The sequence below is a fragment of the Winogradskyella bathintestinalis genome (genome assembly GCF_030407435.1).
GTDB lineage: Bacteria > Bacteroidota > Bacteroidia > Flavobacteriales > Flavobacteriaceae > Winogradskyella > Winogradskyella bathintestinalis.
Map to the genome: position 1 here is coordinate 265,064 of NZ_JASDDK010000002.1, position 17,381 is coordinate 282,444.

A 17,381-nucleotide genomic window follows, 5' to 3' on the forward strand; every position below is an offset into this window, starting at 1 on the left:
TCTTAAGCAGAAAGAACCGGATATCAAGTTGAAATTCACTATTAAAACCAAACAATTGTTTAGAACACCCAAAAAATATAAAATGCCAAAGAATTTAATCTTTGGCATTTCAACTTGATATAAAAAAACACTAACTAATAAATATCAAGAATTACATTTTAAAAGTCATCACTGGTAAGGTAGAATGATTGGCTACATCTTCTGAAATGCTACCTTCAAAGAAATGCGCTAATCCTGTTCTGCCATGTGTGGCCACGGCTATAACATCTGCTCCAATAAGATTAGCAAAATTTAAAATACCTTGTTCAATAGAATAATCCGAAACAATATTTACATTATTTAAATTTTTTAAATCACCATCGGCTTTTTTCAAAAAGTTAGTTACTTTTTTATCAATTTCAGAAGAACTTCTAAAGTTTCCATCGGGAGAATTTACATATACTAAGTGCACTTTAGCCCCAAGTTTATCGAATGTAGTTTTGGCTTTTAAATAAGGTTCTACGGCATTTTCTGTAAAGTCACTTGCAAAAACAGCATTTTCAAAATCCAACAAAATAGGGTTATGTTTTATTATTATAACAGGAATATCTGAATACCTCACCACTTTTTCCGTATTAGAGCCCACTAAAACTTCTTTTATACCACTGGTGCCATGTGAACCCATTACTATAAGATCGGCTTGGTGCTCATTAGCCACATCATTAATTTCACTCCATACTTTAAAATGTTTCACAATCGGTGTTACCTCAATCTCTTGTAGATAGGGTTTATCTAAAAAATCGACAAATTTTTGTTCGGCCAACTTTAAATAAAAAACAGCCTCTTGATTTAGTGCATCGCTAGAAGACGATATAATTGCGTTAGAAAGTTCTAACATATGAAGTACAATAAGTTCAGAATTGAACTTTTGAGCCAAACTTGCTGCAGCCTCTAAGGCAAACTCTGAATGATCTGAAAAATCTACTGGTACAATTATTTTTTTCATCGTGTTATTATTTATAAGTTCTTAATAATGTTTGTTAATAAAAGTGTATTAAGCGACTAATTCTCAAACCACTATTTTAATGAGTTCATTTTTAAATTGTCATTGAAAACAACTTTGTTTCTGGCTTTTTTCGTTGCAATAACAAATCGAAAGCCATACAAATATTTCTAATAAATGGTTTTCCTTTCTCGGTTACATTTATTTGTTTTGATCTAAATTGTAGTAAACCATCTAATTCAAATTCCTTTAATTTTATGAGAACATCGGGTAAGGCTTCAAAGGCCATGGTGTTATCTTTCCACGACGTTTCAAAATTGCACATTAGATTAAGAATATGTTTTCTTATAACTAACTCTTCATCATTTAAAATATGGCCTTTAAAGACAGGTAATATATTATTGTTCAATAAATTATAATACGCTTCAATGGATTTTACATTTTGTGCAAAACCATACCAACTATCGCTAATTGAAGATACACCCAACCCAATCATTGTTTGGGTTTTAGAAGCTGTATAACCCATAAAATTCCGGTGCAAAGTTTTATTTTCCATCGCATCGTGTAAAGCATCTTTTGGTAAAGCGAAATGATCCATACCAATCTCTACATAACCCGCATCTTGTAAAAATAGTTTTCCGGTTTCGTATTGTTGACGTTTAGCCTCACCCGAAGGCAAATCGGCCTCATTAAAACCACGTTGTCCATTACCTTTTATCCAAGGCACATGTGCATAACTGTAAAAGGCAATACGATCTGGCATTAAAGTTTTAGTTTTGGTAATTGTTTCTAAAACATGGGCTTCAGTTTGAAATGGTAAGCCAAAAATAATATCATGGCTAACAGAGGTATACCCAATTTTTCGAGCCAGTTCAGTAACTCGTTTTACGTTTTCAAAAGGCTGAATACGGTGAATAGCAATTTGCACTTTCATGTTATAGTCTTGAACGCCAAAACTCACCCGCCTAAAACCTAAATTAAATAGCGTTTGTACATGATCTTCCGTGGTATTATTAGGATGACCTTCAAAACTAAATTCATAATTTTCGGCTAAATCTGAAGTTTTTAATAATTCTGAAATTAAAAAATTAAGATTTTCTGGTGAGAAAAAAGTTGGTGTTCCACCGCCCAAATGCAATTCTTTAATTTTTGGTCTTTCCTCTAATAAATTGCAATATAAACTCCACTCTTTTAAAACAGCTTTAATATATGGGGCTTCAACTTCATGACGCTTGGTAATACGCTTATGACAACCACAAAATGTGCAAAGACTTTCGCAGAATGGTAAGTGCAGGTATAAACTTAAGCCTTCAGTCTTGTTGCTTTCCTTAAAAGACCGCTTTAGTGAGTTTTTCCATTGTGTTAGAGAAAATGTTTCCATATCCCAATAAGGGACCGTTGGATAACTCGTGTAACGTGGACCTTGTACATTGTATTTGTTGATTAACAACTGACTCATACCTATGAATTTAGGTGTCAAAATTAAATTTATAAATAGTTAAAAAATATGATATTTATCATATCGAAAGAATTATTACAAAAGCGCTGCTATTCTATTTCGTGGAGGTGACCAAAAATGAGTTGTAATAATAGCGCATATTGACTTTTTAGTGTATTAACTTAAATGGTATGTTTTTTATCACATATACTTTACTTATTTGGATAAGTGCGCATATCTAGTTACTTTTAACTGAACTAAAAAACACTAACCATGAAAACTTTAAAACTAATTGTATTGAGTTGTACACTATTACTATTTGTATCAGCTTGTAAGGAGAATAAAAAAGAGGTCGATAATGTTGATACGACAGAAATGAACGACAATATGAATAATGATGATATGATGGATAATGATGACATGTCAGAAGATTCTAAAGAAAAAAAGTTAAGCATCACTTTATCACCTAAAAGCGACAGCCAGGTCTCTGGAACCATTAATTTTTCTGAAAGCAACGGTATCGTCACTATGGTTGGTACAGTTACTGGTTTGGAAGAAGGAGACCATGCTATTCATATTCATGAAAAAGCGGATTGTTCTTCAGACGATGGTAAGTCTTCTGGCGGCCATTGGAATCCTACAGCGCAGCCGCATGGTGCTTGGGGAGATGCTGCTGGTTACCACAAAGGTGATATAGGTAACATGACTGCGAACGCTTCTGGACGCGCCACTATTACTAAAACTACTGATGAATGGTGTATTGGTTGTGGAGATGAAACTAAAGATATTTTAGGCAAAGCTATAATTGTACATCTTGGTGTAGACGATTTAAAATCACAACCTTCTGGTGCCGCTGGTGCTCGTATTGGTTGTGCTGGAATCATTCAATAGACACACATTTTAATTGCTATTGATACAATTAATCAATGTATCATAACATAAATCAATAGTATAATTTAGAGTTATTGAGTCATTTTCTACTTCCCACAATGACATCAAACTCTTTAATACAGCTTTAATGACAGATTTAGATACACTGGTAATGCAATTTCAGAATAAAAACCAAGTTGCATTTAAAAAACTCTATGATATGTACAGCAAAAGTATACATGGAGTGGTTTACAATATTGTAAAAGATACTGCAATAGCAGATGAATTGATGCAAGACGTCTTTATAAAGGCATGGCACAAAGCAGATACATTCTCATCAAAGAAAGGTCGCTTTTTTACGTGGATTCTTAATATAGCTCGTAATGCTGCTATTGATAAAACACGTTCTAAGGCGTTTAAACAATCACGGCAAAACCTCAATGCAGATTATTTCGTAGATATCATAGCGGGTTATGATAATTTAGACGATAGCACTGATGCTATAGGAATTAAAAAATTTGTAACTCAATTGGGTGAAAAATGTAAAGCGGTAATTGAACTCCTCTATTTTAAAGGATTTACTCAAAAAGAAACTTCTGAAGAATTACAAATGCCAATTGGTACTGTAAAAACTAGAAATAGAAACTGTATTCAACAGTTAAGAGATATGGTATTATAAATTATGGATATTAAAACCTACATAGAATCAGGAATTTTAGAGCTGTACGTTGCAGGTCGACTTTCTGAGAACGAAAATCAAGAGATTTATAACCTTCTGCAACAACATCCAGAATTGTTACAAGAAGTTTTAGAAATTGAAGCCGCTGTTGTTAAATTGACTGCTGCCGTATCACCACACGCTGTTAATTTTAATTCGATTAAAGGAAAATTAGGCGCCAGTGAAACTAAAGTCGTAGACCTTAAACCTAAGCAGACAAATTGGATATCCTACACAGGTTGGGCAGCTTCAATTTTACTAGCCGCAGGTTTACTATGGACACTAAACCAGAACACCGATTTAGAACAGCAATTGCAAACTGTTGAAACAGATAATATATATCTTGAAACTCAAATAGAAGACGCCAAAACAGATCTAGCTGCAACGAAAAACTTATTGAATGTTATAAGAGATAAGGATATTATCGCGGTACCTCTAGGTGGTCAAGGTGATTATGCTTCGTCATTTGCAAAAGTCTACTGGAATAAAGCTGATAATACAATTTACTTAGATGCAGAAGGTTTACCTAATGCACCAGATGGTAAAGTTTGGCAGGTATGGTCGTTAACCTTAAATCCTTTAACGCCGACTAGTCTGGGTACTATTGATGATTTCAACACGGACGAGAATAAAATTTTCACTATAGCTAATGCAAATGAGAGTCAGGCCTTTGGTGTTACTTTAGAACCTGAAGGCGGAAGTGCGACTCCAACAATGGAACAGCTTTATACGCTTGGTGTTGTTTCCGCTACACCTTAGTATATAATTTGATAAGTAGTAATCTATGAATAATAAAAAAAGGTAGTAATTTAAATTACTACCTTTTTTTATTTAAATATTTTAAATTAATCGATATACATTTCTTGTTCTAAAAATGGAATAGGCGCATCAATAGGTCTAAAAAAGATGTTGCTGCTAGGCAGATTAAAGGAACGGTCCGATACGGTTATCTCTGATATTGCTGCAGCCAATAATGGTTCATTAACATCGCCTAAAGCGCCTAATGTGTGTGGTCTTTCGGATATTTCAATATCTGGCTGTAATCCATTCGATGGAACTAGTAAATCATTTACGTTAGTTGAATTTGCTATTAAAGGTTGCAAAGCGTAAGTATGATTTATATTCACATTGTCAAACGAAAAATCAGGTGAGTCGTATATGGTTCTCGAAGCCTGAGTTTTACCAACGGTATTTTCTCCTATAACCACCACATCGATATAAGCGCTTAAACTATTTATAACCAATTCACTTGCAGAGGCCGTTCGTCTCTGTGTTGTTAAAACATAGACTTTAGATAGGTTTAGACTGTTTATAGAACCCACATTTTGAATTGAATTTGTAAACAAATAATTTCGATTATTAGAACTTAAATTTTCATTGTAAAATAATTTTGAATAGATTTCACCAGTGAATTGACCAGTAATCATACTCCCCAAATATGCTGCTGTTTGTACCGAACCTCCCCCATTATATCGTAAATCTAAGACCAATTCAGTTACTCCTGCTGCCTGAAACTGTGCAAAGGCAGCATTCAAGGAACTATCAAAATTTTGAATAAACCCATTATACATTAAATATCCAATATTTTCATTATTTACATTTATCACCTTAGAAATATGTACAGGATTCTCGGTATATACTACTTTAGTTAAATCTGCATTTTGCCCATTTAAACTTATGGTGTCGTCTCCAGATTGCGTCGTATTATTGTCATTATAATCCGCAAAATTTAAGGTATAAGAATCTTGGTCATAAAGTAAGTTAATATAGTTAGATTGCGTTAAGTTGATACCATCCACAGCTCTAAAAATCTGTCCGCGTTCTAAGCCCAAATCATCGGCAACACTATTATTCAAAACTAAACTAATCGCGCCAAATACTTGTGTTTCATCTCCGGGTACTCGATACAAAATGAATTCAATACCATTATTCAACGTAATACCCGATTGTTGATTCTGTAAATCGAAATAATTATCATATATACGGCTAAATCGATCTACTGTGGTCGGATTAAATTTTAAAGATTCAAATAAGGCTTCTGGACTATTAAAGTCATTTAAATAATTATTATACGCTTCATCGGTATTAAATCTTCCATTAGCCAAATCAGGGACTTCGGGCTTATACAAATAAACAATATTCATAGCTTTCCATACAAAATCATTAATATCTAATGTAGACGCAGAAATAATGTTATCGTCATTATCATCGAAGCAACTTGTTAATGTTAAAGTCACAAAAAACGTAAATAGTATTACCCTAATATTTTTCATAGTTTAATTTTTCTCTTTCGAACCGGTTAAATAGCAATTGTTTTCTTTAGTCTGTAAAACTCTAAAATTACTCACAATATTGTAATTAAAGTAAATCTTTATAAATCTTTGTAACAAAATATAATGTCTATCGTCGTAATATTGAAGGCGAGTACTATTCAAATTCATCAACCAACCAAAGAAATAATGAAGCAGACGGATTTTGTAGATATCGTTATGCCCTTTAAAGATAAAGTGTTTCGTTTAGCAAAACGATTATTAGTATCTCGTGAAGAAGCCGAAGATGCCACGCAAGAAATATTGTTGAAATTATGGAAAAATAGAAAAAAAATAAGTGATTATAAAAATGTGGAAGCGTTTTCAATGACCATGACTAAGAATTTTTGTTTGGACCGTTTAAAGTCTAAACAGGCACAAAATTTAAAAATTGTTCATAGTAATTATACGGATAACAATTCTTCATTGCAAACACAAGTTGAAGCAAAAGATAGTGTGAATTGGATTTCTTTAATAATGGAAGATTTACCAGAGCAACAAAAAATTATAGTACAATTAAGAGATATTGAAGAATACGATTATGCAGAAATAGCAAAAATGCTCGATATGAATGAAACTGCAATTAGAGTAAACTTATCGAGGGCACGAAAAACAATAAGAGAAAAATTAACTAATACACATCAACATGGTATTAAATAATATAGAGAAATTAATAGAAAAGTATCACAATGCGGAGACGTCATTACAAGAAGAGGCTCAATTAAAAGCGTATTTTCTAAGCGGTAATGTTGCACCTCATTTAGAACATTACAGACCAATGTTTCAGTACTTTTCACAATCTAAAACAGAGCAGTACACCAAAGACGTTCCATTAAAATCAAATAAAGCAAAATTGTATCAATGGATTTCTGTCGCAGCAGTGGCTGTTTTAATGCTTGGTTTAGTTGTACCAAATTTCATGGGTCCTACGGAAGAGGAAAAACAAGAAGCACTTATGGCCTACAACCAAACGGTAGAAGCTTTTAGTTTAATTTCTATAGGAATGAATGAAGGCAAACAACAACTTAGTTCGCTAGTTCTAGTTTCTGATAATTTAAATGAGGGAATAGAAGAAGCCGGTAGACTAAGTGAATTTACAGAAACAACAAATAAAATTTTTAAAAACAAGTAACAAACAAAAATTAAAGAATTATGAAAAAATTAATTGTAATAATCGCACTTATTGTAGCACCATTTATGTCTGAAGCTCAAAGTATTTTTGATAAATATGAAGATATGAATGAGGTAGCATCGGTAATTGTCAATCAAAAAATGTTTAGCATGATTGCTAGCATTGATATTGATATGGATGACCCAGAAGCTCAACAGTATATGGATATGGTTAAGAAAATTACTGGTCTAAAAGTGTTTACAACTGGCGACGGTAAAGTTTCGGCAGATATGAAAGCAACAGTCGATAAATATTTAAAATCATCTAAGCTTGAAGAGTTGATGCGCATGAAAGATGGTGAACAAACCGTTAAGTTTTATGTGAAAGAAGGTAGTGATGAAAACCATGTAAAAGAACTATTAATGTTTGTTAGTGGCTTAAAGGAATTAACGAAAGACCAAAACATTAAAATCAACGGTAAAAAACGAGAATTTGAAACCGTTTTACTTTCATTAACTGGAGATATAGATCTAAGACAGGTTTCTAAAATTACAAATCAAATGGATATTCCAGGTGGTGAGCAATTAAAGAAAGCTGGAGAAAAAAAACAATAAGATCATGATACAATCAATCAAAAAATCAATAGTAATGTTGTTTTTGGTTGCAGTTGTTACCAGCTGTAACCAAGAACCAACGTTGCAAACATACTATGTTGACAACGAGTTAAAGCCAGGTTTTGCCTCCTTTGACGTGCCTACAAGTTTTGTGAATGTCGACAATGTAAAAATGAGTGAAGAACAAAAAGAAGCCTATAATTCTGTAGACAAATTAAATGTTCTCACTTTCATGAAAGAAGATACGGAAGCTGAAGACTATCAGTTGGAATTAGAAAAAGTAAAAACCATTTTAAAAAATCCGGAATACGAAGAATTAATGCGTGGTGGAAATTTAACTGACGGGAAGTTCGTAATTAAATTTATAGGAGACATAGAAAATATCGACGAACTCATCATTTTTGGACACGCAACTAACAAAGGCTTTTTAATCGCTAGAATTTTAGGTGATGACATGAATGCTGGTAAATTAATGTCTTTAAGTTCCGTTTTAGATAATGCAAAATTAGAAGATTCTAATTTAAATGGCCTTACGGACTTTTTTAAATAAAAAAGTTTAGAAAATTAAGTAATCTCACAATTCCTGAGAACTGAAAATTTATAAAGATTTTATTTAAAGATTAATGAGAATTGTCTTGAAGTGTATCTTCAGGACGATTTTTTTTTGTTACGTTTTTAAAAGCAAACGTACTTGCTATTACAAATAACACTCCTACACTTAAAAACAATACAACCTTTATAATTACAAAATTAAGGATATCGCATAAACCTGCTACAAATAGCCCAAATCCAACGGCAGTAACAGCCGATAAGGCAATAGCATCTTTAGTCTTTGGAATAAATTGTTTCAAGTTTTAAGTATTTATATTCCCGTATAATTACTAGGGGTAATCGCTTTTAATTCAGTTTTAATAGTATCAGAAACGTCTAAGGTATCAATAAAATTTGAAATTGAAGTTTGTGTAATCGCCTCATTGGTTCGAGTTAAGCCTTTTAATGCTTCATAAGGATTAGGATAGCTTTCACGTCTTAATACCGTCTGAATAGCTTCGGCCACTACAGCCCAGTTATGTTCTAAATCTTGTGCAAATTTAGGTGCGTTTAGCAATAATTTATTTAAACCCTTCATTGTAGATTTAAACGCAATTAGTGTATGCCCAAAAGGCACACCAACATTTCTCAAAACAGTACTGTCCGTTAGGTCGCGTTGTAATCTTGAAATTGGTAATTTAGCAGACAAATGCTCAAATATAGCATTGGCAATACCTAAATTACCTTCACTATTTTCAAAATCTATAGGATTTACTTTATGCGGCATTGCAGAACTTCCTACCTCACCTTTCTTAATTTTTTGTTTAAAATAATCCATAGAGACATACGTCCAAATGTCTCTGTCTAAATCTATAATTATACTATTAATGCGCTTTAAGCCATCAAACAAGGCTGCCGCATGGTCGTAATGCTCTATTTGGGTTGTTGGAAACGAGTGGTGTAAGCCTAACTTTTCTTGAACAAATATAGTTCCAAAGGCTTTCCAATCTATTTTAGGATAAGCCACTTTATGAGCGTTAAAATTTCCTGTTGCACCACCAAATTTTGCGGCACTCGGCACATCGTTAAGTAAATTGAATTGCTCTTTTAACCGCACTGCAAATACTTCAATCTCTTTTCCTAAACGGGTTGGTGATGCAGGTTGTCCATGCGTTCTTGCTAACATTGGGATGTCATTCCAATCTTTTGCTAAGCTTTCAATTTTCTCTAAAAGAGAAGTATATTCAGAGACATACACATCATTCATAGCATCCTTAATACTTAACGGGATAGCTGTATTATTAATGTCCTGCGATGTTAATCCAAAGTGAATAAACTCTTTATAATCAGATAATTTTAACACATCAAATTTTTCTTTAATGAAGTACTCAACCGCTTTTACATCGTGATTGGTAACTTTTTCAATGTCTTTAATGGCGGAGGCATCATCAGCTGTAAAGTCTTTATAAAGCGCTCTCAAATCTTTAAAAACGGTATTTGGAACCGTCTGTAATTGCGGTAATGGCAACTCGCAAAGAGCAATAAAATATTCAACTTCTACTAAAACACGATATTTAATAAGTGCTTCTTCCGAAAAATAATCTTTTAATTTTTCGACTTTAGATCGGTATCTACCATCAATTGGTGAAATTGCATTAAGCGATGAAAGTGCCATTTTGTTTGATTTTTTTGAAGCTTCAAATATAGTGATAAGTTTATTGTTAAGGGGGAAGAGTCTATAGTTTTTAAAAGCTGTTTTAATAAACGTTTTTTGCAGCTATTTCGTTTCAATTTAGATTTCGATTTCAACATTATCGATTATCTTTGATAAATTTCAATTTTAACATGAACGACACCCTAATTCTCATCTTTACCATTTTTATTTCTACAGCTATTGGAGCTTTTATTGGACTTAAATTTTCGCAATTAAAAAGTAGAAGTGACAAAAGTACTTTAGAAGAACGCAATGCTAATTTGCAGCAGCAATTCAACGAGTTCAAACAATTTTCAGAAGGAGAAAATCAAAAGCAAGCGCAGTATTTTAGTCAATCTCTAAATGAGTTAAAAGATAATATTTCGAAAATTGAAACTGAACGTGAAGCCATTAGAAGAGAAAAAGAATTTTTAAATACCGAATTATCAAGACGTAATTCTGAGTTTGAAAATCTTGAAAAAGCCAATTTAAAACGTGATGAAGAATTAGAACAACAACAAATACAACTTCGTAAGGATTTTGAATTGATGGCTTCAAAAATATTAGATGAAAAATCGGAAAAATTTACACTTCAAAATAAAGAGAATATCAAGAATATTTTAAACCCTCTTGAAGAAAAAATTAAAACATTTGAAAAAAAGGTTGAGGATACACAAAAGGAAAGTATCAGCATGCATTCAGCTTTAAAAGAGCAATTATTAGGACTTAAAGACCTCAACCAACAAATGGCATTAGAAGCTACAAACTTAACGCGAGCATTAAAAGGAGATAGTAAAATTCAAGGCAATTGGGGAGAATTGGTATTAGAACGCGTACTAGAAAAATCAGGGTTAGAAAAAAACAGAGAGTATTTTTTACAGCAAAATTTTCAACGGGAAGATGGATCTCGTGTTATGCCAGATGTAGTGCTGCACCTTCCGGATTCTAAAAAAATGATTATCGATTCTAAAGTATCATTGACCGCATACGAGCAATTTGTTAATGCTGATGAGGATCAACGACCTTTATTTTTAAAAGCACATGTTAATTCCATAAAAAAACACGTAGATCAGCTGTCAGCAAAAAATTATCAGGATTTATATGACATTGAATCACCAGATTTTGTATTAATGTTTATTCCTATTGAACCTGCTTTTGCCGTCGCTATAAACGATGATAATACGCTATATAACAAAGCTTTTGAGCAAAATATTGTGATTGTTACACCTTCTACTCTTTTGGCCACCTTACGTACCATTGATACCATGTGGAATAACGAAAAACAACAACAAAATGCTTTAGAAATTGCAAAACAAGCTGGTGCACTTTACGATAAATTTGAAGGTTTAGTTACCGATTTAACTGGAGTTGGTAAAAAAATAGATGCTGCAAAAAATGATTATTCTTCTGCTATGAATAAGTTAGTTGATGGAAAAGGCAATCTTATTTCTCGTGTTGAAAAAATTAAAAAAATGGGAGCGAAAGCTAAAAAAGCGCTCCCTGAGAGCATCATTAAACGCGCTACTGAAGAGGATTAATACACATGCTGCCTAAAAGGAATAATTAAATATATGCCTTTTTTAAGGAATTAATTAGATTATTCCACAATTAAGGCATATATTTATATAAATGTAATTATTATGATTAGCGTTATTACGGGTGATATTATAAAATCTAGAGCTGCCCAAAGTGAAGATGTTTGGCTCACTCCTTTAAAAGCAGCCTTATCAAATATATCTAATGACACTTCCTTCTATGACATCTATAGAGGAGATAGTTTTCAATTAGAATCTCATACAATAGAGGATAGTTTTAGAACATCTATATATATAAAAGCATTTTTAAAATCTATTAAAGGCATAGATGTTAGGATGTCTATCGGTATCGGTAAAAAAGATTATGAGGGTAAGTCCGTCAGTGAATCTAATGGTGAAGCCTTTATTTTTTCAGGAGAAACTTTTGATACTCTTAAAAAAGAAAAACAAAATCTAAAAATAAAAACGAGCAACGACACGCTAAATGAAGAATTAAATCTATATTTTAGATTGGCATTAATTGCTATGGACAACTGGACGGTCAATTCTGCAGAAATCGTAAAACTAAGTTTAGAGTTTCCAACTATGATTCAATCTGAATTGGCGAAGCTAATTGGTATCAGCCAAGATGCTGTAAGTAAAAGACAAAAACGAGCTTACTTAGATGAAATTTTAGATTTAGATACGCTTTACAGAAAAAAAATTGCTTCTTTAATATGACACTTATAATCTTAAAGCTACTTTTAGCACATCTTATTGGAGACTTCTTTCTGCAACCTCACAAATGGGTAAAACATAAAGAGAAAAAGAAATTAAAATCAATTTGGCTCTATGTACATGTTATAATTCATTTAGTTTTAATGTTTTTTCTTATTTGGGATGTTACTTACACTCCATTAATTTTAGGAGTTGGATTATTACATTTATTAATAGACGGACTAAAACTTACTTTTCAGCGTAAAAAAACCAAACGCTTATACTTTTTTATAGATCAACTTTTACACCTTGTTTCAATCGTAGGTTTAACGGTACTTCTATATGCGGAGAATTTCGATTTTAATTTAGATAGCCGACTCATATTATTAATTTTTTGTGTGGCATTCTTAGCAACACCAACGTCCATTATAATGAAAACGATTTTTTCTAAGTGGAATATTTCTAAACTAACAAAAGATAATGAATCCTTAAAAGATGCTGGCAAATACATTGGTGTTTTAGAGCGACTTTTGGTGTTTATATTTATTATAACTGGGCATTGGGAAGCTGTAGGATTTTTAATTACCGCTAAATCTGTATTTCGATTCGGCGATTTAACAGCTTCTAAAGAACGAAAACTCACCGAGTACATTTTAATAGGTACATTAATAAGTTTTGGTATTGCTATAATAACAAGTTTACTTTTTTTAAATCTAACACCTTATGTTTAAAACCACTGAAGATTCTAAAATTCAGATTTCAGAATTAATGAAACCACATCACGCCAATTTTGGAGGCAAAATCCATGGTGGTTATATTCTAAGTCTAATGGATAATATCGCATTTGCTTGTGCCTCAAAGCATTCGCAAAGTTATTGTGTTACAGCTTCTGTAAACAAAGTTAATTTCTTAAATCCTATTGAAGTCGGAGAGTTAGTAACCATGAAGGCTTCCGTAAATTATGTCGGAAAATCGTCCATGGTAGTTGGTATAAGAGTAGAGTCTGAAAATATCACCACAGGAAAAGTAAAACACTGTAATTCTTCCTATTTTATAATGGTTGCTGTAGATGAAGAAGGCAATACCGTCAAAGTTCCGGGTTTAATATTAACTAATAAACTGGCGGCAAAACGTTTCATAAAGTCAATAATTAGAAAAGAAAGTGATTCTAAGCGCAGTGAAGATTTAGAAAATCTTTATAAAAATCTCGACGACCATTTAGAACAACTAAAAGATTATAATGTAAAAATTGACTTTAAGTAAAAAAAAAGCTGTTTCATTTTTCAGAAACAGCTTTTTTTATAATAATTAATTTTCTTATTGTTTAATAAATCGTTTGGTCTGTGAATTATTTTCATCTGATACCTTAACAAGATATACACCCGTTTTCCAACCAGACACATCTACAGAAGCTTCTAATTTAGTAATTACGCTTTTATGAATACGTTTTCCTAAAACATCAAACACCTCAAGTGTCATATTTTCAGATGACCTTGGTAATTTAATATTCAACTTATTTTTAGAAGGATTTGGCGAAATCTTAAAATTCTCATCTTGAAATAATTTATATTCTATTTCAAAACTACTTCCATCCATCCATTTACTCGTCTCCGAATAAGGATTTAATATATCTTCAATACTCTCATTTTGCGGTGTTGCACTAAAGGCAAACAAAGCACCAACGGATAATAATGTTATAAGACTGAGTACAGTTTTCTTCATACAATGTGGGTAATTGCTATAGCTAAGTTAGTAATTATTAATGAATAACAGTTACACTTCATCGAAAACTATGCCAATTACATCAAATTAAAAAAATAATATTACTCAAAGAAAATGAAGTATCTATTAATTTAATTGACATTAAAAATTCTTAGCATAGTCTATAAAACGGTAATAGCTTTTATTAATTATTTTGGTGCTACTTACTTAAATACATCTTTCTTCTAGCATACAAATCGTAAAACTGATCGTCCTTTAAGTTATCTATAAACAAAATGCTTTCACCTGTACTCTTCATTTCTGGACCTAATTGCTTATTCACATTAGGGAACTTGTTAAAGGAAAAAACAGGTTGTTTAATTGCAAAACCTTCTAATTGAGGATTAAAGTCGAAATCAGTTACTTTCTTTTCACCGAGCATTACTTTCGTCGCATAGTTTACATAAGGTTCTTTGTAAGCTTTAGCAATAAAAGGCACTGTACGTGATGCTCTAGGATTAGCTTCAATAATGTAAACCACGTCATCCTTAATTGCAAATTGAATATTAATTAATCCAACAGTATTAAGCGCTAGAGCTATGGTTTTAGTATGATCTTTAATTTGTTGCATTACTAATTCTCCTAAATTAAATGGAGGTAATAACGCATTGCTATCTCCAGAGTGAATTCCACAGGGCTCAATATGCTCCATAATACCTATGATATACACATTTTCTCCATCACATATCGCATCCGCTTCTGCTTCTATTGCCCCATCTAAATAATGATCTAATAATAATTTATTACCAGGAATAGATTTTAATAAATCAATTACATGAGACTCAAGATCTTGTTTATTAATAACAATTTTCATTCCTTGACCCCCAAGGACATACGAAGGTCTTACTAAAATTGGAAAATCTAATACATCTGCAATTGCTAAGGCTTCATCAGCAGATTCGGCCACATCAAATTCTGGATAAGGAATGTTATGTTCTTTTAAAATGTTTGAAAAACTTCCTCTATCTTCAGCTAAATCGAGTGACTTAAAACTGGTTCCCATAATCTTAACTCCCCATTTTTCTAGTTTTTCTGCCAATTTTAAAGCGGTTTGCCCACCTAATTGAACTATGACACCTTCTGGTTTTTCATGTTGAATGATATCGTAAATATGTTCCCAGAAAACCGGTTCAAAATATAATTTGTCTGCAATATCAAAATCAGTCGATACTGTTTCTGGGTTACAGTTAATCATTATGGTTTCATAGCCACATTCTGCGGCGGCTAAAACACCGTGTACACAGCAATAATCGAACTCTATACCTTGACCTATTCGGTTAGGTCCTGAGCCTAAAACAATGATTTTCTTTTTATCTGAAACTATACTTTCGTTGTGAACGTAGACTTCGCCATCAGCCGTTTCCACTTCACTTTCAAAAGTTGAATAATAATAAGGGGTCTGTGCTTTAAACTCTGCTGCGCAAGTATCTACTAACTTAAACACGCGATTGATACTAAGCTCTTTTCGCTTATTATAAACTTGGCTTTCTAAACAACCCAACATGTGTGCTATTTGACGATCGCCATATCCTTTTTGCTTCGCTTCAAGCAATAATTCGCGTTCTATAGTTTCTATATTGAATTGAGAGATCTCTTTTTCAAGTTGAAATAACTCTTCATATTGCTTTAAAAACCACATATCAATTTTAGTGATTTCGTGAATACGACTTAACGGAATTCCCATCGCAACAGCATCATAAATCACAAAAACACGATCCCAGCTTGCATACGTTAGCTTTTCAATAATAGTATCGTAATCTTTATATCCTTTACCATCTGCTCCTAGTCCATTTCTTTTAATTTCTAAAGATTGTGTGGCTTTATGGAGGGCTTCTTGAAATGAACGTCCTATAGACATCACCTCGCCTACCGCTTTCATTTGTAGACCCAAAGTTCTGTCGGACCCTTCGAATTTATCGAAATTCCAACGTGGAATCTTAACCACTACATAATCTAAGGTCGGCTCGAATAAGGCAGACGTTGATTTTGTAATTTGATTATCTAATTCATCCAAATTGTAACCAATGGCTAATTTTGTCGCAATTTTAGCAATAGGATAACCTGTTGCTTTACTTGCTAAAGCTGACGAACGTGACACTCGCGGATTAATTTCAATAGCTATGATTTCCTCTTCATCGTCCGGACTAACGGCAAACTGAACATTACAACCACCTGCAAAATCCCCAATACTACGCATCATATGTATTGCCATATCTCGCATTTTCTGAAAGGTCTTATCTGATAAGGTCATTGCTGGTGCCAAAGTAATGGAGTCACCTGTATGAATACCCATGGGATCCATGTTTTCGATGGTACAAATAATAACGACATTATCATTTTTATCTCTTAACAATTCTAGCTCGTATTCTTTCCAGCCTATGAGTGCTTTATCGATCATAACTTCATGAATTGGAGACACTTCCAAACCATGCGTTAATTTATTATCAAAATCTTCTTCTTTAAAAACAAAGGATGCTCCTGCGCCACCTAAAGTATATGAGGCTCTAATGACTAAAGGAAAACCAAATTCTTGCGCTATTTCTTTGCCTTTTAGGTAAGATGTGGCTGTTGCTTGGGGTGCCATGCCAACCCCAATTTTTAACATTAGTTCCCTAAATTTTTCTCTATCTTCTGTAATATTTATAGCATCGATATCTACCCCTATTATATCAACATCAAAATCTTTCCAAATGCCTTTTTCATCGGCTTCAATACAAAGATTTAAAGCCGTTTGTCCACCCATAGTAGGTAAAACCGCATCGATTTGCGGATGGTCTTTTAAAATCTGAATTAAAGACTTAGTGGTTAAAGGCAACAAGTAAACATGATCGGCCATTGTTGGATCCGTCATTATCGTCGCAGGATTAGAATTTATCAAAATTGTTTCTATTCCATCTTCTCGTAATGAGCGTAATGCTTGAGATCCCGAATAATCAAATTCGCAGGCTTGTCCGATAACAATAGGACCTGAACCGATTAATAATATAGACTTTAATTTGTTATTTTTTGGCATAAGACTTAGAGATAAAATGTATTTTTAATTTATTTGGCTGTGCAAAAATAAGTAACAATTAAATACAAAAAAAGGCGTTACACCTAAGTAACGCCTCTAATATATTAACA

At 32.7% G+C, this 17,381-nt stretch carries 18 protein-coding genes; 11 read left to right on the forward strand and 7 right to left on the reverse strand.

Going from position 1 to position 17,381, the window contains the following annotated elements; genetic code table 11:
• Positions 1 to 151: 151 nt before the first annotated feature.
• On the reverse strand, positions 152 to 985 hold the full coding sequence (locus tag QMA06_RS06060) for a universal stress protein (protein WP_290205974.1): 834 nt from the start codon (positions 983 to 985) through the stop codon (positions 152 to 154).
• A 91-nt stretch (positions 986 to 1,076) separates the two neighbouring features.
• Complete coding sequence (gene hemN / locus QMA06_RS06065; RefSeq protein ID WP_290205975.1) at positions 1,077 to 2,441, reverse strand: oxygen-independent coproporphyrinogen III oxidase; 1,365 nt, start codon at positions 2,439 to 2,441, stop codon at positions 1,077 to 1,079.
• 252 nt (positions 2,442 to 2,693) lie between these two features.
• On the opposite strand from hemN, the gene QMA06_RS06070 reads away from it, so the two are divergent.
• The 3 genes from QMA06_RS06070 (at position 2,694) to QMA06_RS06080 (ending at position 4,767) form a co-directional block, all read left to right on the forward strand.
• Complete coding sequence (locus QMA06_RS06070; RefSeq protein WP_290205976.1) at positions 2,694 to 3,311, forward strand: superoxide dismutase family protein; 618 nt, start codon at positions 2,694 to 2,696, stop codon at positions 3,309 to 3,311.
• Positions 3,312 to 3,438: 127 nt separating this feature from the next.
• Positions 3,439 to 3,969, forward strand: a complete 531-nt coding sequence (locus QMA06_RS06075; protein ID WP_290205977.1) for an RNA polymerase sigma factor — start codon at positions 3,439 to 3,441, stop codon at positions 3,967 to 3,969.
• A 3-nt stretch (positions 3,970 to 3,972) separates the two neighbouring features.
• Complete coding sequence (locus QMA06_RS06080; protein ID WP_290205978.1) at positions 3,973 to 4,767, forward strand: anti-sigma factor; 795 nt, start codon at positions 3,973 to 3,975, stop codon at positions 4,765 to 4,767.
• A gap of 86 nt (positions 4,768 to 4,853) precedes the next feature.
• On the opposite strand, the gene QMA06_RS06085 is transcribed toward QMA06_RS06080, so the two are convergent.
• Positions 4,854 to 6,281 carry a S41 family peptidase gene (locus QMA06_RS06085; RefSeq protein ID WP_290205979.1) on the reverse strand — a complete coding sequence of 476 codons (1,428 nt, stop codon included), beginning with the start codon at positions 6,279 to 6,281 and terminating at the stop codon, positions 4,854 to 4,856.
• A 186-nt stretch (positions 6,282 to 6,467) separates the two neighbouring features.
• Here QMA06_RS06085 and QMA06_RS06090 point away from each other — a divergent pair, with 186 nt between their 5' ends.
• The 4 genes from QMA06_RS06090 to QMA06_RS06105 are packed head-to-tail and all read left to right on the forward strand — an operon-like array spanning position 6,468 to position 8,592.
• Entirely contained in the window at positions 6,468 to 6,977 is a 510-nt protein-coding gene (locus QMA06_RS06090) for an RNA polymerase sigma factor (RefSeq protein ID WP_290206629.1), read from the forward strand.
• Positions 6,964 to 7,449, forward strand: coding sequence for a hypothetical protein (locus QMA06_RS06095; protein ID WP_290205980.1), 486 nt, complete (start codon positions 6,964 to 6,966; stop codon positions 7,447 to 7,449). Before QMA06_RS06090 ends, QMA06_RS06095 begins: the two co-directional genes overlap by 14 nt.
• Before the next feature lie 20 nt (positions 7,450 to 7,469).
• Positions 7,470 to 8,042 (forward strand): DUF4252 domain-containing protein, encoded by a 573-nt coding sequence (locus QMA06_RS06100; protein ID WP_290205981.1) that lies wholly within the window; start codon positions 7,470 to 7,472, stop codon positions 8,040 to 8,042.
• 4 nt (positions 8,043 to 8,046) lie between these two features.
• Positions 8,047 to 8,592 carry a DUF4252 domain-containing protein gene (locus QMA06_RS06105; RefSeq protein ID WP_290205982.1) on the forward strand — a complete coding sequence of 182 codons (546 nt, stop codon included), beginning with the start codon at positions 8,047 to 8,049 and terminating at the stop codon, positions 8,590 to 8,592.
• Between the two features lie 70 nt (positions 8,593 to 8,662).
• Here QMA06_RS06105 and QMA06_RS06110 read toward each other — a convergent pair whose 3' ends face one another.
• Both QMA06_RS06110 and purB read right to left on the reverse strand, forming a co-directional pair.
• Positions 8,663 to 8,893: a hypothetical protein gene (locus QMA06_RS06110; RefSeq protein WP_290205983.1), complete on the reverse strand. Its 231-nt coding sequence runs from the start codon at positions 8,891 to 8,893 to the stop codon at positions 8,663 to 8,665.
• Between the two features lie 11 nt (positions 8,894 to 8,904).
• Entirely contained in the window at positions 8,905 to 10,248 is a 1,344-nt protein-coding gene (purB, locus tag QMA06_RS06115; protein ID WP_290205984.1) for an adenylosuccinate lyase, read from the reverse strand.
• 170 nt (positions 10,249 to 10,418) lie between these two features.
• Here purB and rmuC point away from each other — a divergent pair, with 170 nt between their 5' ends.
• The 4 genes from rmuC to QMA06_RS06135 all read left to right on the forward strand — a co-directional run bounded on the left by rmuC (position 10,419) and on the right by QMA06_RS06135 (position 13,760).
• Complete coding sequence (gene rmuC, locus QMA06_RS06120; protein ID WP_290205985.1) at positions 10,419 to 11,804, forward strand: DNA recombination protein RmuC; 1,386 nt, start codon at positions 10,419 to 10,421, stop codon at positions 11,802 to 11,804.
• 102 nt (positions 11,805 to 11,906) lie between these two features.
• Positions 11,907 to 12,521: an HMG-box domain-containing protein gene (locus tag QMA06_RS06125; protein ID WP_290205986.1), complete on the forward strand. Its 615-nt coding sequence runs from the start codon at positions 11,907 to 11,909 to the stop codon at positions 12,519 to 12,521.
• The gene (locus QMA06_RS06130) at positions 12,518 to 13,228 is read left to right on the forward strand and encodes a DUF3307 domain-containing protein (RefSeq protein ID WP_290205987.1); all 711 of its coding nucleotides are present in this window, start codon (positions 12,518 to 12,520) and stop codon (positions 13,226 to 13,228) included. The genes QMA06_RS06125 and QMA06_RS06130 overlap by 4 nt, the downstream gene beginning before the upstream one ends.
• Complete coding sequence (locus QMA06_RS06135; protein WP_290205988.1) at positions 13,221 to 13,760, forward strand: acyl-CoA thioesterase; 540 nt, start codon at positions 13,221 to 13,223, stop codon at positions 13,758 to 13,760. Before QMA06_RS06130 ends, QMA06_RS06135 begins: the two co-directional genes overlap by 8 nt.
• Positions 13,761 to 13,814: 54 nt before the next feature.
• Here QMA06_RS06135 and QMA06_RS06140 read toward each other — a convergent pair whose 3' ends face one another.
• The gene (locus tag QMA06_RS06140; protein ID WP_290205989.1) at positions 13,815 to 14,219 is read right to left on the reverse strand and encodes a T9SS type A sorting domain-containing protein; all 405 of its coding nucleotides are present in this window, start codon (positions 14,217 to 14,219) and stop codon (positions 13,815 to 13,817) included.
• Between the two features lie 199 nt (positions 14,220 to 14,418).
• Positions 14,419 to 17,271, reverse strand: coding sequence for a carbamoyl-phosphate synthase large subunit (gene carB, locus QMA06_RS06145; protein ID WP_290205990.1), 2,853 nt, complete (start codon positions 17,269 to 17,271; stop codon positions 14,419 to 14,421).
• Positions 17,272 to 17,381 lie beyond the last annotated feature (110 nt).

Excerpts from the sequence above, each read along its gene's own strand:
- QMA06_RS06060 (WP_290205974.1), bottom strand. The coding sequence starts at position 985 with ATGAAAAAAATAATTGTACCAGTAGATTTTTCAGATCATTCAGAGTTT.
- hemN (WP_290205975.1), bottom strand. The coding sequence starts at position 2,441 with ATGAGTCAGTTGTTAATCAACAAATACAATGTACAAGGTCCACGTTAC.
- QMA06_RS06070 (WP_290205976.1), top strand. The coding sequence starts at position 2,694 with ATGAAAACTTTAAAACTAATTGTATTGAGTTGTACACTATTACTATTT.
- QMA06_RS06075 (WP_290205977.1), top strand. The coding sequence starts at position 3,439 with ATGACAGATTTAGATACACTGGTAATGCAATTTCAGAATAAAAACCAA.
- QMA06_RS06080 (WP_290205978.1), top strand. The coding sequence starts at position 3,973 with ATGGATATTAAAACCTACATAGAATCAGGAATTTTAGAGCTGTACGTT.
- QMA06_RS06085 (WP_290205979.1), bottom strand. The coding sequence starts at position 6,281 with ATGAAAAATATTAGGGTAATACTATTTACGTTTTTTGTGACTTTAACA.
- QMA06_RS06090 (WP_290206629.1), top strand. The coding sequence starts at position 6,468 with ATGAAGCAGACGGATTTTGTAGATATCGTTATGCCCTTTAAAGATAAA.
- QMA06_RS06095 (WP_290205980.1), top strand. The coding sequence starts at position 6,964 with ATGGTATTAAATAATATAGAGAAATTAATAGAAAAGTATCACAATGCG.
- QMA06_RS06100 (WP_290205981.1), top strand. The coding sequence starts at position 7,470 with ATGAAAAAATTAATTGTAATAATCGCACTTATTGTAGCACCATTTATG.
- QMA06_RS06105 (WP_290205982.1), top strand. The coding sequence starts at position 8,047 with ATGATACAATCAATCAAAAAATCAATAGTAATGTTGTTTTTGGTTGCA.
- purB (WP_290205984.1), bottom strand. The coding sequence starts at position 10,248 with ATGGCACTTTCATCGCTTAATGCAATTTCACCAATTGATGGTAGATAC.
- rmuC (WP_290205985.1), top strand. The coding sequence starts at position 10,419 with ATGAACGACACCCTAATTCTCATCTTTACCATTTTTATTTCTACAGCT.
- QMA06_RS06125 (WP_290205986.1), top strand. The coding sequence starts at position 11,907 with ATGATTAGCGTTATTACGGGTGATATTATAAAATCTAGAGCTGCCCAA.
- QMA06_RS06130 (WP_290205987.1), top strand. The coding sequence starts at position 12,518 with ATGACACTTATAATCTTAAAGCTACTTTTAGCACATCTTATTGGAGAC.
- QMA06_RS06135 (WP_290205988.1), top strand. The coding sequence starts at position 13,221 with ATGTTTAAAACCACTGAAGATTCTAAAATTCAGATTTCAGAATTAATG.
- QMA06_RS06140 (WP_290205989.1), bottom strand. The coding sequence starts at position 14,219 with ATGAAGAAAACTGTACTCAGTCTTATAACATTATTATCCGTTGGTGCT.
- carB (WP_290205990.1), bottom strand. The coding sequence starts at position 17,271 with ATGCCAAAAAATAACAAATTAAAGTCTATATTATTAATCGGTTCAGGT.